Here is a 13,900-nt window from a genome sequence, read left to right as displayed (position 1 = left end):
GTTGGTGTATGAATAACGAACCGAAGTTTTCGGAACTAAAAAAAGGCGACAAGGCCGAAATTATTGGATACAACACGGGTGATTCTCAGTACAAGTCCAAACTTTTGTCGATGGGGCTTGTGCGCGGTGTGGTATTGCAGGTTTTGCAGGTGGCACCGCTCGGCGACCCGGTCGAGGTGAGCGTGCTTTCGTACAGGCTTTCGCTCCGCAAGCAAGAAGCCAACGTGCTCAAGTTGAGGAGAGTCTGATGCCTATCGAGAAAGAAGTTTTCACGATTGCGATTGCGGGCAACCCGAACTGCGGAAAGACGGCGCTCTTTAACTCGCTTACCGGCTCGAACCAGATTGTGGGCAACTGGCCTGGCGTGACTGTCGAAAAGAAGGAAGGCCAGTTTAAGCTCGACAACCACACGATTCGCGTGGTGGACTTGCCGGGTATTTACGCACTGTTTGCAAACTCCGAAGACGAGCGTGCCGCCCTCGATTACCTGCTCAAGGGCGAGGCGGACTTGGTCGTGAACATCTTGGATGCGACGAACCTGGAGCGCAACCTGTTCCTCACGAGCCAGCTGATGGAAAAGGGCGTGCCGATGGTCTTGGCGGTGAACATGATGGACATCGCGGCGAGTCGCGGCATCCATGTGGATCTGCACAAGCTCGAAGAAATCCTCGGCGTGACGGCGATTGGCCTCACGGCGGTTTCGCCCAAGAGCTGCGAAGGATTCGTGAACGACTTGCACAAGCTGCTGCACAATAGCCGCGAACTCCCGCTCCCGAAGGCGGTCAAGCATTCCGAAGTCCTGGAAAAACTGATTGAAGAAATTGCGGTGCCGCTCAAGCCCGTAGCCGACAAACTTGGCGCAAGCCCGCGCTGGACGGCGGTGCAGTACCTGGAGCATAGCGGGCGAGTGCTGGAACTTGCCGACGAGCTCGGTGTCGAAATCCCGCACGACAAGATTGAAGAAGACTTGGGCGAAGAGGTGGAATTTGCGCTGGCTGATTCCCGTTACTCCTATGCCCGCGATATCGCGAAGGCGGTCATCCGCGACAATACTACCAAGCGCACGCGGACCGACAAACTCGACAAACTGTTCCTGAACCGCATTCTGGGAATTCCGCTTTTCCTCGTTGCCATGTATCTGGTGTTCTGGTTTGCGGTGAAGGTCGGCAGCGCGTTTATCGATTTCTTCGACATCCTGTTCGGTGGAATTTTCGTGGACGGCATGACGGAACTCCTGACGAAGGTTGGCGCGCCAGGCGTTGTCGTGGCGCTGTTGGCGAACGGCATCGGTACGGGTATCCAGACGGTATCGACGTTCATTCCGGTCATTTTCTTCATGTTCCTTTGCCTTTCGTTCCTCGAAGATTCCGGCTACATGTCGCGTGCGGCATTCGTGGCGGATCGCTTTATGCGGTTCCTCGGGCTCCCGGGCAAGGCCTTTGTGCCGATGATCGTGGGCTTTGGCTGCTCGGTGCCGGCGCTCATGGGCACGCGTACGCTCGAAAACAAGCGCGAAAGGTTCCTTACGTTGTTTCTGGTGCCGTTTATGAGCTGCGGCGCGCGCCTCCCGGTGTATGCGCTGTTTGGCGCGGCGTTCTTCGGCGAAAGCGCAGGGACGCTCGTGTTCGGAATTTACTTGACGGGCATTGTGATTGCGTTGATTTACGGCCTGCTTTTGCGCCATACGGTTTTCATGGGCAAGGAATCGACGTTTATCATGGAACTGCCGCCTTACCATTTGCCCAAGGCGCGTAACCTTTTCCGCCATGCATGGCTCCGCCTCAAGGAATTCGTTTTCCGCGCGGGCAAGGTCGTGCTCATCATGGTGACGGTGCTCGGCTTTATGGGTTCCGTCGGTACTGACGGAAGTTTCGGCAACGACAACAACGAAAAGTCGGTGCTGAGCGCCGTGGGTACGGTGATTACGCCCGTGTTCGAACCCTTCGGTGTTGAACGCGACAATTGGCCCGCTTCGGTGGCGCTCTTTACGGGACTTTTCGCGAAGGAAGCGATTGTCGGTACGCTCAACTCGCTGTACGCCATCGAGGGCACGGGTGATGCGGCGGGGGAGGTCGGCGCGACTGAGGCTGCTGCAGAGCCCGCTGCAGATGATGGCTTTAGCCTCAAATCCACTGTAAAAGAAGCTCTGGTGAGCATCCCGGCGAACTTAGTGGAAGTCTTTACCTCCATTGCGAACCCGCTGGGCGTCAAGGACGCGATTGATGAATCCGAAAGTGCCGGGAACGAAGGAGCGTACAAGACGATGCAGGCGCATTTCAACCTCGGTCGCTTCCAGGTGCTGGCCTACCTGCTGTTTATATTGCTCTATGTGCCGTGCCTTGCCGCCATGGGAACCGCCTTCCGCGAACTCGGACGCTTTTACGGAACGCTCATGATGGTGCTCCAGACGGTCATCGGCTGGAGTCTCTCGGTGCTGTTCTTCCAGGTGACCTGCGGGCATTCTACCGCATGGATTTTCACCTCGGTGGCACTGCTTGCCGGTGTGGTTGTGAGCCTCGTGTTTATCGGTCGTGACCAACGCAAGAAGAAAGTGTTCGAATAAATATTGGGGGTCTTAGGGGGGGGTGGCCCCCTAGGCGAGAGGGTAACGGCAGACTTGCCCTAGGACGTTTGTGACGTGTATCAGTTGCTTTGATGATTTTGGGCAAGGCTGGAGTGAGGGAGAGGCATCTCCCTTTGTTTGTTACAAGATTTGTAAAATAGCTACGATTCTTTACAAATTTTGAAATTGAAAATTTGGCTGAATTTTAGGATTCGGCTTTCATTTTACATTTTTGACCGCTTTTTCAATAATTGGCGGGTGTTTTGTCTGTTTGGCACGGATTTTGCAAATACGGAGCGCAAAAAAGTAAAAACAAGGATTATTTATGAACGCTCAAGCACTTTACGATCCGGCCAACGAACACGACGCCTGCGGTGTCGGCCTAGTTGCCAATATTAATAATGTTGCCTCGCACCAGATTGTGTTGCAGGGTATTACGGTCTTGAAAAGGCTCATGCACCGCGGTGCGGCTGGTGGCGACCCTGAAACGGGTGACGGCGCTGGCCTTTTGCTTTCTATGCCGCATAAGTTCTTCCGCAAGCTCTATCCGAGTCTTCCGGCCCGTTACGGCGTGGCCATGTACTTTGTCGAAAATACGCTTGCCGCCGATGCTTTGGATGCCGAAATCAAGCACGTTGCCGAATCCGAAGGTGTCGATGTCATCCAGTTCCGCGAAGTTCCGGTGAACCCCGCTACAATCGGTCACACGGCTCGCGAAACCCTGCCGCACATTCGCCAGGTGTTCTTTGACGGCTCCAAGTTCAAGACCAACGAAGAATTCGATATCAAGCTTTACGTGGTGCGCCGCCTGGTCGAAAAGACCTGCAAGGGCGTGTATGTTTGCAGCTGCAGCCGCAAGAGCATTGTGTACAAGGGCCTGTTGCTTGCAAGCCAGATCGAAGGCTTCTATAAGGACCTGAACGACCTCGATTTCGAAAGCCCCTTGGCTCTCGTTCACCAGCGTTATTCTACCAACACGTTCCCGACTTGGCCGCTGGCTCATCCGTTCCGCTACCTCGCTCACAATGGTGAAATCAACACCCTGCGCGGTAACCTGAACAGCCTTCGCGCCCGCGAACCGCTCCTGAAGAGCGATGTCATCGGTGAAGATTTGCCGAAGCTCTTGCCGCTCATTATGCCGGGCCAGAGCGACTCTGCTAGCCTTGATAACATGTTTGAGCTTCTCGTCGCAGCGGGCCGTAGCCTCCCGCATGCGATGATGATGCTCCTGCCGCAGGCTTGGGGCCAGAAGCATTATCTCGGCCGCGACGTGCGTGGCTTCTTTGAATACGAATCCATGCTGATGGAACCGTGGGACGGCCCTGCTGCCGTCGCTTTCTCTGACGGTGTGAACGCCGGTGCAATCCTCGACCGTAACGGTCTTCGTCCGGCACGTTACACTTTATGTAAAGACGGTCTCTTCGTGATGGCCTCTGAAACGGGCGTGCTCGACCTGCAGGATGACGAAGTCGAAGAAAAGGGCCGCCTCAAACCCGGTGAAATCATCTACCTCGACCTCGAAAATCACCACATCTTGAAGAACGCCGAAATGAAGGCTTACGTGGCCCGTAGCAAGCCGTACCGCCGCTGGGTCGCCGAAAACAAGATGAGCGTTCGTGGCCTCTTTAGCGAAATTAACCCGGCCGACGTTCCTGACGATATTCTGGTGCAGCAGAAGCGCTTCGGTTACTCTGCCGAAGACCTCTCCATTATTTTGCAGCCCATGGCCAAGAACGGTGCAGAACCGATTGGTTCTATGGGTAACGACGCCGCTCTCGCCGTGCTCTCTGACAAGCCGCAGCCGCTGTTCAACTACTTCAAGCAGCTGTTCGCTCAGGTGACGAACCCGCCGATTGACCCGATTCGTGAAGAATTGGTGATGAGCCTTACGACTTACATCGGTAACCACGGCAACATCCTCGAAGAAACTCCGGAACAGGCGCACCTCATCAAGATTCCGCGCCCGATCGTGACCGAAGACGAAATCCGCCGCTTTGAAAACATTGGCGATAAGGCTTTCAAGGCCAAGGAACTCAAGATGCAGTTCCCGCTCGGTGGCAATGGGGAAGTCCTGGAAGCCGCCTTGCAGAACCTCGCTGGCGATGCCGTGCGTGCCGTGAACGAGGGCTTCGATATCATCGTTCTGACCGATAAGAACATCGATTGGGGCTACGTGCCTATTCCGTCGCTACTTGCCACGGCCAGCGTGAACCGCGCCCTTGTGGAAGCCGGCGTGCGTCCTGAAATCGGTCTGGTGGTGCAGTCCGGCGAAGTCCGCGAAGTCATGCACTTTGCCCTGTTGCTCGGTTTCGGTGCCACGGTCATCAACCCGTATCTGGCCTTCCAGAGCATTACCAACATGTGCCACAACGGCGACCTCGATGTCGATCCGGTGACGGCTGCCGCCAACTACGTGAAGGCTGTCGATAAGGGTCTCCTCAAGATTATGTCGAAGATGGGTATTTCTACCCTCCGTAGCTACCGCAGCGCCCAGATTTTCGAAGCGGTCGGCCTGAACAAGGAGCTCGTCGAAAAGTTCTTGCCGGGTACCGCAAGCCGCATCGAAGGTATCGGTCTCGAAGAAATCGCTACCGAAGTGGGCGAACGCCAGAAGATTGCCTTTGCCGACGCAAGCAAGGTTCTTCAGTCCGGTGGCCAGTACGCTTACCGCAAAGAAGGCGAAAAGCACTTGTGGACTCCGCAGTCCTTGGCAGCCTTCCGTCAGGCCGTTCAGGGCGGCGACTACGAAAAGTTCAAGGTTTACAGCAAGCTCATTAACGACCAGTCTGAACGTCAGGCAACGCTCCGCGGCTTGTTCAAGTTCAAGGAAGCGACTCCGATCGATATTTCCGAAGTCGAAAGCCGTGAATCCATTGTCAAGCACTTTGTGGCAGGCGCCATGAGTCTTGGCTCCTTGAGCCCCGAAGCACACGAAACCATCGCTATCGCCATGAACCGCATCGGTGCCATGAGCAACTGCGGTGAAGGTGGCGAAGACCCGGATCGCGATACTCCGGCTCCTAACGGTGACATTCGTAGCTCTGCTATTCGTCAGATTGCTTCGGGCCGCTTTGGTGTTACAATCGACTACCTGCGCCACGCCAAGGATTTGCAGATCAAGATGGCTCAGGGTGCAAAGCCCGGTGAAGGAGGCCAGCTGCCGGCCCACAAGGTGAACGAATTCGTGGCCCGCATCCGTCACAGTACGCCGAATGTGTCGCTGATTTCTCCTCCGCCGCATCACGATATTTACTCTATCGAAGACTTGGCCCAGCTCATTTACGACCTGCGTAACTCCAACCCGAAGGCTCGTGTTTCTGTGAAGCTCGTGTCCGAAGTGGGTGTGGGTACGGTTGCCGCTGGTGTTGCCAAGGCTCATGCCGACGTGGTGCTGATTTCTGGCCACGATGGCGGTACGGGTGCATCTCCGCTCACCTCTATTAAGCATGCCGGCCTTCCGTGGGAACTCGGTATTGCCGAAGCGGAACAAACCTTAGTGCTCAACGATTTGCGCGGTCGTATCAAGCTCCAGGTCGATGGCCAGCTCAAGACGGGCCGCGACATTGTGGTGGCAGCACTTCTCGGTGCCGAAGAATTCGGCTTTGCTACGAACCTTCTCGTTAGCCTTGGTTGCGTGATGGACCGCAAGTGCCATACGAACCAGTGCCCCATGGGTATTGCAACGCAGGATGCCGACTTCCGCAAGCGCTTCGCTGGCAAGCCGGAATACGTTGAAAACTTCCTGTTCTTCATCGCCGACGAAGTCCGCGAAATCCTCGCAAGCCTCGGTCTCCGCTCTCTCGAAGAAGCCTGCGGTCGCAGCGACCTTCTCGAAAAGGATTCCGCCATCGCCTTCTACAAGGCAAAGAACCTCGACTTCTCCAAGATTTTCGAAACAGTCAAGGGTGGCGTCAAGTCCTTCGACAAGAGTTACGTCAAGGAAGAATTGGTCAACTTCGACCGCCGCGAACTCTTGCCGTTTGTCAAGGAAACCCTCGAAAAGGGTACTGCCGTGGAACTCTGCACGGTGGTGCACAACACCGACCGTACGGTGGGTACGGAACTTTCCGGCGAAGTGGACGAACACTTTGGCGTGAAGGGCCTCCCCGAAGATACCATCCGCATTCACCTTCAGGGGGTCGCGGGCCAGAGCTTCGGTGCCTTCCTCGCTCCGGGCGTCACGCTCGATTTGGAAGGCGAAGCCAACGACTTTATGGGCAAGGGCCTTTCGGGTGGTAAGATTATCGTGCGTCCGCCGCACAACGCTACCTTCAAGGCCGAAGACAACGTCATTGCCGGTAACGTCATCGGTTACGGTGGTACTAGCGGTAAGGTGTTCATCAACGGTCTCGCTGGCGAACGCTTCGGTATCCGTAACTCCGGTATGCTCCTGGTAAGCGAAGGCGTGGGCGACCACGGCTGCGAATACATGACGGGTGGCCGCGTGGTCGTGCTCGGTCGCGTAGGCGTGAACTTCGCCGCAGGTATGACGGGTGGCTTTGCTTACGTGTACGACGAAACGGGTCACTTCGACCTGAGCTGCAATGTGGGCTCTGTGGACCTTGAAAGCGTGCTTGCCGGTACCGACAGCGAACGCGAACTCATTGACTTTATTGAACAGCACGTTCAGGCAACGGGTAGCGAAAAGGGTAAGCGCATCCTTGAAAACTGGAACAGCGAACGTCCGAAGTTCGTAAAGATCTTCCCGGTCGACTATCGTAACGCATTGGCAAAGAAGGGCTGAGGTATATATGGAAGAAATTAAAAGAATCGCAGATGTTTACCGCCCTGTCGAAGAGCGAATTAAGGACAATAATGAAGTCGAACGTCGCTTGACTTCACTGGAAATCGTGCAGCAGGGTTCACGCTGCCATACGTGTGGCATTCCGTTCTGTCACGGTGCGGGTTGCCCGCTGGGTAACCTGGTGCCCGAATTCAATGCGGCTGTCGCAGCAGGGAATGCCGAACGCGCTTACAACATCATCAGCAAGACAGCGTTCTTCCCTGAATTTACGGGCCGCGTTTGCCCCGCCCTTTGCGAATCCGCTTGTACGGGCAATGTGCATAACGACCCCGTCATGGTTCGCCAGATTGAAAAGTATATCATTGAAACAGCCTTCGAAGAAGGCCGCGTAACGCTCCCTACTGCAGAATGGAATGGTAAAACCGCTGCAGTTATCGGCTCGGGTCCTGCAGGTCTCTTTGCTGCCGAAGCGCTCCGCCGCAAGGGCTACGCCGTTACCGTTTACGAAAAACGTGAAAAGGTGGGCGGTCTTTTACGCTACGGCATTCCGAACTGGAAACTCGACAAGTCGGTCATCGATCGTCGCGTCAAACTCCTTGAAGAAGCGGGCATCAAGTTTGTCTGCAGCACCGAAATCGGCAAGGACATCTCTGCCGAATACATCCACAAGAATTTTGACGAAGTCTTCCTCGCTATCGGTACGCCGAATGCCCGCGACTTGAAAATCCCGGGCCGCGAAGCCGAAGGAATCTTCCTCGCGCTCGACTTCTTGCACGGCGCAAACAAGCCCGGCGAAACGAATCCTGAAAAGTTCAGCGCCAAGGGCCGCAAGGTTCTGGTGATTGGCGGTGGCGATACGGGTAACGACTGCGTCGGTAAGGCTATCCGCGAAGGCTGCGAAAGCGTGCTCCAGGTGGAATTCATGCCCAAGCCGCCCGAGGAACGTTCTCCGTCCACTCCGTGGCCGGATTGGCCGTACATGCTGCGTACCAGCTACGCCCAGCACGAAGGTGGCGAACGCCGCTGGAACGTGTCTTCCAAGCAGTTTATCGTGAAAGATGGCCGCGTCGCCGGTGTCGAAGCTGTCCGCGTGGAATGGGAAATGTCCCCGCAGGGCCGCCCGCTCAAGCCGAATGAAGTTCCGAATTCTACCGAAGTCATCGATACCGACTTGGTGGTGCTCGCCATGGGCTTCACCGGGGTCCCGGCAGAAGGCATCGTGAACGATTTGGGCCTGCAACTTACGCCGCGTACCGCGATCATTCCGGACCCGGCTCGCCACATTTACGCAGTCGGTGACTGCGCAAATGGCGCGTCCCTTGTGGTCCGCGCCATGGCCGATGCTAAACGAGTTGTCGGTTCGCTTTAAGAGAAAAGCGGATTAACAATCGAGGCCTTCTCCGCACTCCTGGCAAGTAGAACTGCTTGCGCAGGGGAGCAATTCGTCTTCCTCGAACAAAGGCTTTACACGATCGTCGTCTTTGTACCTCAGGTATTTGACGTTTGTGTATTCCTTGCTGACGGTAAACGTGAGCGCGCTAATCTGGTAGGAGTGTAGGTTTGCTCCGTCAGGGTAGATGACGTCTACGATGATGGTATCACCAGAAAGTTCTGTGTAAACATCTTTGATAACGAAGTTGTTTGTGACGTAGTAACCGTCATCGCGGATAGAAACGGTTCCGTCGGCATTCTTTACTATCACGACACGCGGGGTTACGGCCATTCCCTGGCGGGGCAGTACCGAGACGTTACGTGCCTGGGAATAGGTGCTGTCCGGGCCCGGAGGCGGCAGGTACACCCACTTGTTTTCAATGCACTGGTAACTGCGTCCGTAGAAATAGAGCAATGTGTCGGTATCGCAGGGCTCCAAGTCAATTCTGCGAACTCCGTCAGGAATGCCGTCACCGTCACAGTCGCTGCCCGGTGCGCAAGCATTTGCGCGTGTCCAATAATTGTCAACACATTTCATTTCTTCGCCGGTTACGCAGTCGATAACAATGCTTGTGTCTGTTTTGCTGTCGCAGTTGCCGTTTGCGGTCATTCCGTCGTAATCGGAAATATGCTGGCATGTCTCGATTTCCTTGCTGGAGCTGGATGCCGGATTTTCTGCGGCAGAAGAACTCGGTGTTTCCGAAGAGGAACTCGTGACGATATCCTTCGAGTCAATCACGTTGACCCACTCGTCGTCGGTCTTGCTGGCAGGGCAGTTTTCCTTGGCGATGTCCGACTTTGCCGTGGTGCGTTCAACGACCGGTTCCTCGCTCACGTCACCGCAGTAGCTGAACAGGAATCGAACAATCTGGTTGCTCGTATTTTCTTCGCAGTTCTTGGCTTCGATATCCACGACCTTCATGGTGTCGGGGGAGACGTATTCCAGCACGTGGCCGGCATACTTTTCGTTACCGTAGAGGTTGAAGGAGTAGAGCGAACATTCGTTCGTGCCGTTCTTGGTGGCTTCAACCAGGTCGGCGTACTTGGCGGCGGCCTTCGGGAACAGCGCTTCTATAGCGCCGATGTTCTGCTGTACAAACTTGCTGACACCTTCGCCATCAAATTCTGTGGAATTTGTGGAGCCATCCATAGCCGGAGTCCTGGAAACCATTTCGCTCTTGTTAAATGCGAGCACGGCCTTGTCGAAACGGTGCTTGGTTTCGAGACCGTATTGCTGCAGGTAGGCTTCCAGCGAGCCGTCGTTAATCTGCGGAGTCTGAACGTCTCCGCTTGACGAGGAATTGGTCTGCTGATCGTCTACGCTACTAGAGGAATTCTTCTGGTCATTGATGCTGCTCGAAGATTCAGCCCCGGGAGTGCCCGAGCTGGAGGAACCCTTGTCGGCGATTTCGTTCACGTCTTCGGAGGTGCCCGAAACGTTTACGCTATTGGAGTCTCCGCAGTTGGTGCAGAGAAGGGCGAGTGCGCCCGCGATGCAAATGTTAAGCTTCTTCATTTTTGCTCTCCTTTACGCTTTTAGTAAGCGGGAATAATTGTAAATTCAAACGGTAAACCTGTTCGATGCCTTTGTCTTCGGCAGCAATTGCGATAATCTGTCGGCGGCAATCGTCCAGTGCCTTGACAATGCGGTCATAGCTCTCGCGAGACACTCCCATGGTGACGCCGCTGAAGTTGCGTTCGGTTGCCGGCAACTCAAGAGCCGGAGCGGCGAGCTGTGCCATCTGGCGGTGCATTCCGCGGAGTGCAAGCCTGGTTGCATCAGGGGTGCCGCTCACAGACGTTTCGGACTGTTTGAAGGCGCCGTCCTTTTCTTTCTTGAGGAGCCCGGTCCTAGTCAAAAAATCAAGCGATTCGCGGACTTCCTGAGCCGATGTCTCGGCGTAGCACATCTTGGCCATCTCGCCCGGGGTAGCGCCGGGCATCAGCGGGGCAAGTTCACGCATCATGGGGTTGCGCCAAGTGTCGTAATAGGCGAACAAGTCCCCTTCCAACACGCGCACCTTATGCACCTTCGCAATCGCGAGCATGTCGCGGTACGCGGCTTTCTTGGTTTCTTCGTTTGCGGCCTGGCCGAACTTGACCATCGCGCGGAAATAGTCGAGCTCAAACCCCGTGAGTCCTATTGCCGCGGCAACGCGTTCCACACCAATCTTGCTGAGCTTGCTTTTTCCGTCGCACACCACCTTCATATAAGAAGAAGAGGTGAAGCCTGCGACTTTCGAGAATTCGCGCCACGAGAAAGCGGAAATGCGCTTGCGCTCCTCGTAGTAGTCCAGCAGATACTGGCGAAAGTCTGAATATTCGATAATCGGTTTCATTGTTTTCCATCCTGTTATGCCAAGAATATATCTCTTTTTTATCCCCCTGTCAATAGTTTTATGCAACAAAAGTTAAGTTTTTTATGAAAAATCACAAGATTTCGCAATTCATTTTAAAAATATTTTCTATATGCAACGGTTGGCGTGTATATGCAACACTTGCTTTCTATATGCAACATTTGTTGGATGGTCCTCGGCGAAATGAGAAAACGCAATCAGGCGTTTTGGTCAGGAGATTTCTTTTTAAAGCGCCTTGCGGCCAAAAGTCCGGCTTCAAAAAGCAGGTAAGTCGGCGCGCCCAGGATAATCTGGCTTACAATATCGGGCGGCGTGAGCAGGGCTGCCACCACGAGAATCCCGACGACAACGTAAGGCCGCTTATCGCAAACGGTTTCGTAGCTCACGATGCCACCGCGAATCAAGGCGTACGTCACCAGCGGGAATTGGAACATACAGCCGAATGCAAGCGAAAGCCAGAGCGCAAGCGAAATCAAGTTCGAAACGCCAAATACAGGCGTCAGTGTTTCGCCCGCAAAGCTCATGCCGAACTGCACAATCAACGGAAAACAGACAATCAGGCAGAATGCGACGCCCGCAATAAACAGTGCGCTTGTAAGCCCGACAATCGAGCGGATGAATCGCTTTTCTTTTTCGTAAAGCGCGGGCAGCACGAACTGCCAAATGTTCCAGGCGATATAAGGAGAAAATAAAACGACGTCCAGGAGGGCTGCAATCTTAAGTTGCAGCAGGAATACTTCCATCGGAGAAAAGTAATGCAGCGTGATTCCGCTCTGTAAGGTAATTTGTTCGCAAAACCAGTCCAGGACGTAGGGCGAAGCAAAAAAGAGCGGGACAATGCCAATCGCAAGCGCGGCAAATGAACGGATCAGCACTCGCCGGAGCGCTTCCAGGTGAGAAACTAAACTAGATTCCGCGTCTTGCATTCGAAACGAATTTACTTCTTGTCTTCGGCTTCGGCAGCCTTCTCGACAGTCTTCTGCAAGTCCTCGGCTTCTTCCTTCAGGGCGTCCTTTGCCTTCTTGTATTCGTTCTGGGCCTTGCCGAGCGAGCGGGCGAGTTCAGGAATGCGCTTTGCCCCGAACAGCAAAAGCACCACGACCACAATCAAGATGATTTCAGGAATTCCGATAGACATGTTACCTTCCTTTTTTATGAAATATAATATAAAATAAAAACGCCTCGATAATCGGGACGTTTTTAAATGTCTTCCCGGGCTTGACCCGGGACGGCTATCCAAGATTCCGCTGATTACTCTCCGAGGCAAGAATCCATTGCGGCGATAATCTTCTTCTTGTCCATGTGCTGGCCAATGAAGACAAGACGAATAATGCGGTCGCCGTACTTTTCGTCCCACACCTTGAGCAAATCCGGATTTTCGCGCAGAATGCGCTTCTGTTCGGCTTCGCTTTCGCTGGCGAACCAAGGTCCGAAATTCTGGGCAGAAGCCTGCTTGCCGGCCTGTTCGAACAGGTAGCTGTTATCGCGTTCGTCTTCGAACCACACGAGACCCTTGGTGCGGATGATGCTGGTCGGGTAGTCGTCGAGCAACACTTCGAAGCGTTCACGAATCAGCGGACGGCGGCGTTCGTACACGAACGTACTGATGCCGTATTCGTCACCATGCGGATGGTCCTTGTCGTGGTGGTGGCCGCAATGGCACACGCCGTGTTCGTGATCGCAGTGGCTGTGATCTTCATGGTCGTGGTCATCATGATCATGGTGGTGATGCTCGTGTTCGTCATGATCATCATCGTGATGATGGTGTTCATGCTCGTCATGGTCATCGTCGTCTTCGTCTTCAGGAGACGTTTCTTTCATGAGTTCCTTGGCCCAAGCGGCGGAGTTGCCGACCTTTTCGAAGTCGAACTGCTTGGTGTCCAAGATATCCTTCATTTCGACCTTGCCGTAATTCGTCTCGATCATCTTGGCTTCGGGCTGCAATGCGCGAACCACGGCCTTCACGTGCTCGAGGTCGGTTTTGGACAAACTATCAACCTTGTTCATCACGATGGTGTTGCAGAATTCAATCTGCTGGATGAGCAAGTTCGCGATGTCTTCTTCTTCAAGATCCTTGGACAAAAGCTTCTGGCCGCCAGCGAATTCGTCGGCGAGACGTGCCACGTCTACTACGGACACGATGTTGTCCAGGTGGCAGGGGAGCGGACGGCCGTCGCGGCTCTGCAACTGGGCGCCGGCCATGCAAATAGTCTGTGCGATAGGAATGGGTTCGCAAATACCGCTCGCTTCAATCAAGATGTAGTCGAACTTGCCCATTTCCAGAAGTTCGGCGATTTGTTCCAAGAGGTCGGTCTTCAGGCTGCAGCAGATGCAACCGTTCGAAAGCGGCACCACCTTGCCGGAGTCTTCCTTAGTGATGTTTCCGCCCTTTTCGATGAGGGTCTGGTCGATGTTCACTTCGCCGATGTCATTCACGATGACGGCGACGTGGTAACCCTGCTGGTTATTAAGTACAAAATTGAGGAGGGTGGTTTTTCCGGCTCCGAGGTAACCGGTGAGCAGCGTAATAGGTACTGACTTTTTCATAGTACCCTAAAATTAGAAAAAGTGTGCAAGGCGAAGTTGCACGAAAACTTGTTTTCGTATTAATGAGCCGTAGCCACGGACGCCGTAAGGCGTCAAAATTGGCGAAATTCGGCTTTTTTATAAAAGAAAACTGGCCCAGCAGAGCCGGACCAGTTTTTTGGGGGTTAGGAGGAGAACAAAGAGTTCTGGTACATAAGATATAAAAATTTGAAGGGTGCGGCAAGGTAATTGCTGAATATTTTCTTACTTTTTTCTTAT

9 protein-coding genes are annotated in these 13,900 nt (G+C 54.2%); 4 read left to right on the top strand and 5 right to left on the bottom strand.

Going from position 1 to position 13,900, the window contains the following annotated elements; all coding sequences use genetic code 11:
• Positions 1-8 precede the first annotated feature (8 nt).
• From B7989_RS08450 to B7989_RS08435, 4 genes are all read left to right on the top strand, one after another.
• Positions 9-248 (top strand): FeoA family protein, encoded by a 240-nt coding sequence (locus tag B7989_RS08450; RefSeq protein WP_072799394.1) that lies wholly within the window; start codon positions 9-11, stop codon positions 246-248.
• Positions 248-2,563 (top strand): Fe(2+) transporter permease subunit FeoB, encoded by a 2,316-nt coding sequence (feoB, locus tag B7989_RS08445; RefSeq protein WP_088628087.1) that lies wholly within the window; start codon positions 248-250, stop codon positions 2,561-2,563. Before B7989_RS08450 ends, feoB begins: the two co-directional genes overlap by 1 nt.
• Before the next feature lie 325 nt (positions 2,564-2,888).
• Positions 2,889-7,307 (top strand): glutamate synthase large subunit, encoded by a 4,419-nt coding sequence (gene gltB, locus B7989_RS08440; RefSeq protein ID WP_088628086.1) that lies wholly within the window; start codon positions 2,889-2,891, stop codon positions 7,305-7,307.
• Positions 7,308-7,314: 7 nt separating this feature from the next.
• On the top strand, positions 7,315-8,676 hold the full coding sequence (locus B7989_RS08435; RefSeq protein ID WP_088628085.1) for a glutamate synthase subunit beta: 1,362 nt from the start codon (positions 7,315-7,317) through the stop codon (positions 8,674-8,676).
• Between the two features lie 12 nt (positions 8,677-8,688).
• Here the strand turns inward: B7989_RS08435 and B7989_RS08430 are convergent, their stop codons facing one another.
• The 5 genes from B7989_RS08430 to B7989_RS08410 form a co-directional block, all read right to left on the bottom strand.
• Positions 8,689-10,254, bottom strand: a complete 1,566-nt coding sequence (locus B7989_RS08430; protein WP_088628084.1) for a hypothetical protein — start codon at positions 10,252-10,254, stop codon at positions 8,689-8,691.
• On the bottom strand, positions 10,241-11,077 hold the full coding sequence (locus tag B7989_RS08425; RefSeq protein ID WP_088628083.1) for a TIGR02147 family protein: 837 nt from the start codon (positions 11,075-11,077) through the stop codon (positions 10,241-10,243). Before B7989_RS08425 ends, B7989_RS08430 begins: the two co-directional genes overlap by 14 nt.
• A 215-nt stretch (positions 11,078-11,292) precedes the next feature.
• A complete protein-coding gene (gene tatC / locus B7989_RS08420; RefSeq protein ID WP_088628082.1) occupies positions 11,293-12,021 on the bottom strand; it encodes a twin-arginine translocase subunit TatC in 729 nt (242 codons plus the stop codon).
• Positions 12,022-12,032: 11 nt separating this feature from the next.
• The gene (gene tatA, locus B7989_RS08415) at positions 12,033-12,233 is read right to left on the bottom strand and encodes a twin-arginine translocase TatA/TatE family subunit (RefSeq protein ID WP_072797201.1); all 201 of its coding nucleotides are present in this window, start codon (positions 12,231-12,233) and stop codon (positions 12,033-12,035) included.
• A 113-nt stretch (positions 12,234-12,346) separates the two neighbouring features.
• Positions 12,347-13,642: a GTP-binding protein gene (locus B7989_RS08410; RefSeq protein ID WP_088628081.1), complete on the bottom strand. Its 1,296-nt coding sequence runs from the start codon at positions 13,640-13,642 to the stop codon at positions 12,347-12,349.
• Between the last annotated feature and the right edge of the window lie 258 nt (positions 13,643-13,900).

Source organism: Fibrobacter sp. UWB5, from assembly GCF_002210295.1.
GTDB lineage: Bacteria > Fibrobacterota > Fibrobacteria > Fibrobacterales > Fibrobacteraceae > Fibrobacter.
This window is presented reverse-complemented; position numbering and strand designations above follow the sequence as displayed.

Coding starts and splice junctions, on each gene's coding strand:
- gltB (WP_088628086.1), top strand. CDS start 2,889: ATGAACGCTCAAGCACTTTACGATCCGGCCAACGAACACGACGCCTGC.
- B7989_RS08425 (WP_088628083.1), bottom strand. CDS start 11,077: ATGAAACCGATTATCGAATATTCAGACTTTCGCCAGTATCTGCTGGAC.
- B7989_RS08430 (WP_088628084.1), bottom strand. CDS start 10,254: ATGAAGAAGCTTAACATTTGCATCGCGGGCGCACTCGCCCTTCTCTGC.
- B7989_RS08450 (WP_072799394.1), top strand. CDS start 9: ATGAATAACGAACCGAAGTTTTCGGAACTAAAAAAAGGCGACAAGGCC.
- tatA (WP_072797201.1), bottom strand. CDS start 12,233: ATGTCTATCGGAATTCCTGAAATCATCTTGATTGTGGTCGTGGTGCTT.
- feoB (WP_088628087.1), top strand. CDS start 248: ATGCCTATCGAGAAAGAAGTTTTCACGATTGCGATTGCGGGCAACCCG.
- B7989_RS08435 (WP_088628085.1), top strand. CDS start 7,315: ATGGAAGAAATTAAAAGAATCGCAGATGTTTACCGCCCTGTCGAAGAG.
- tatC (WP_088628082.1), bottom strand. CDS start 12,021: ATGCAAGACGCGGAATCTAGTTTAGTTTCTCACCTGGAAGCGCTCCGG.
- B7989_RS08410 (WP_088628081.1), bottom strand. CDS start 13,642: ATGAAAAAGTCAGTACCTATTACGCTGCTCACCGGTTACCTCGGAGCC.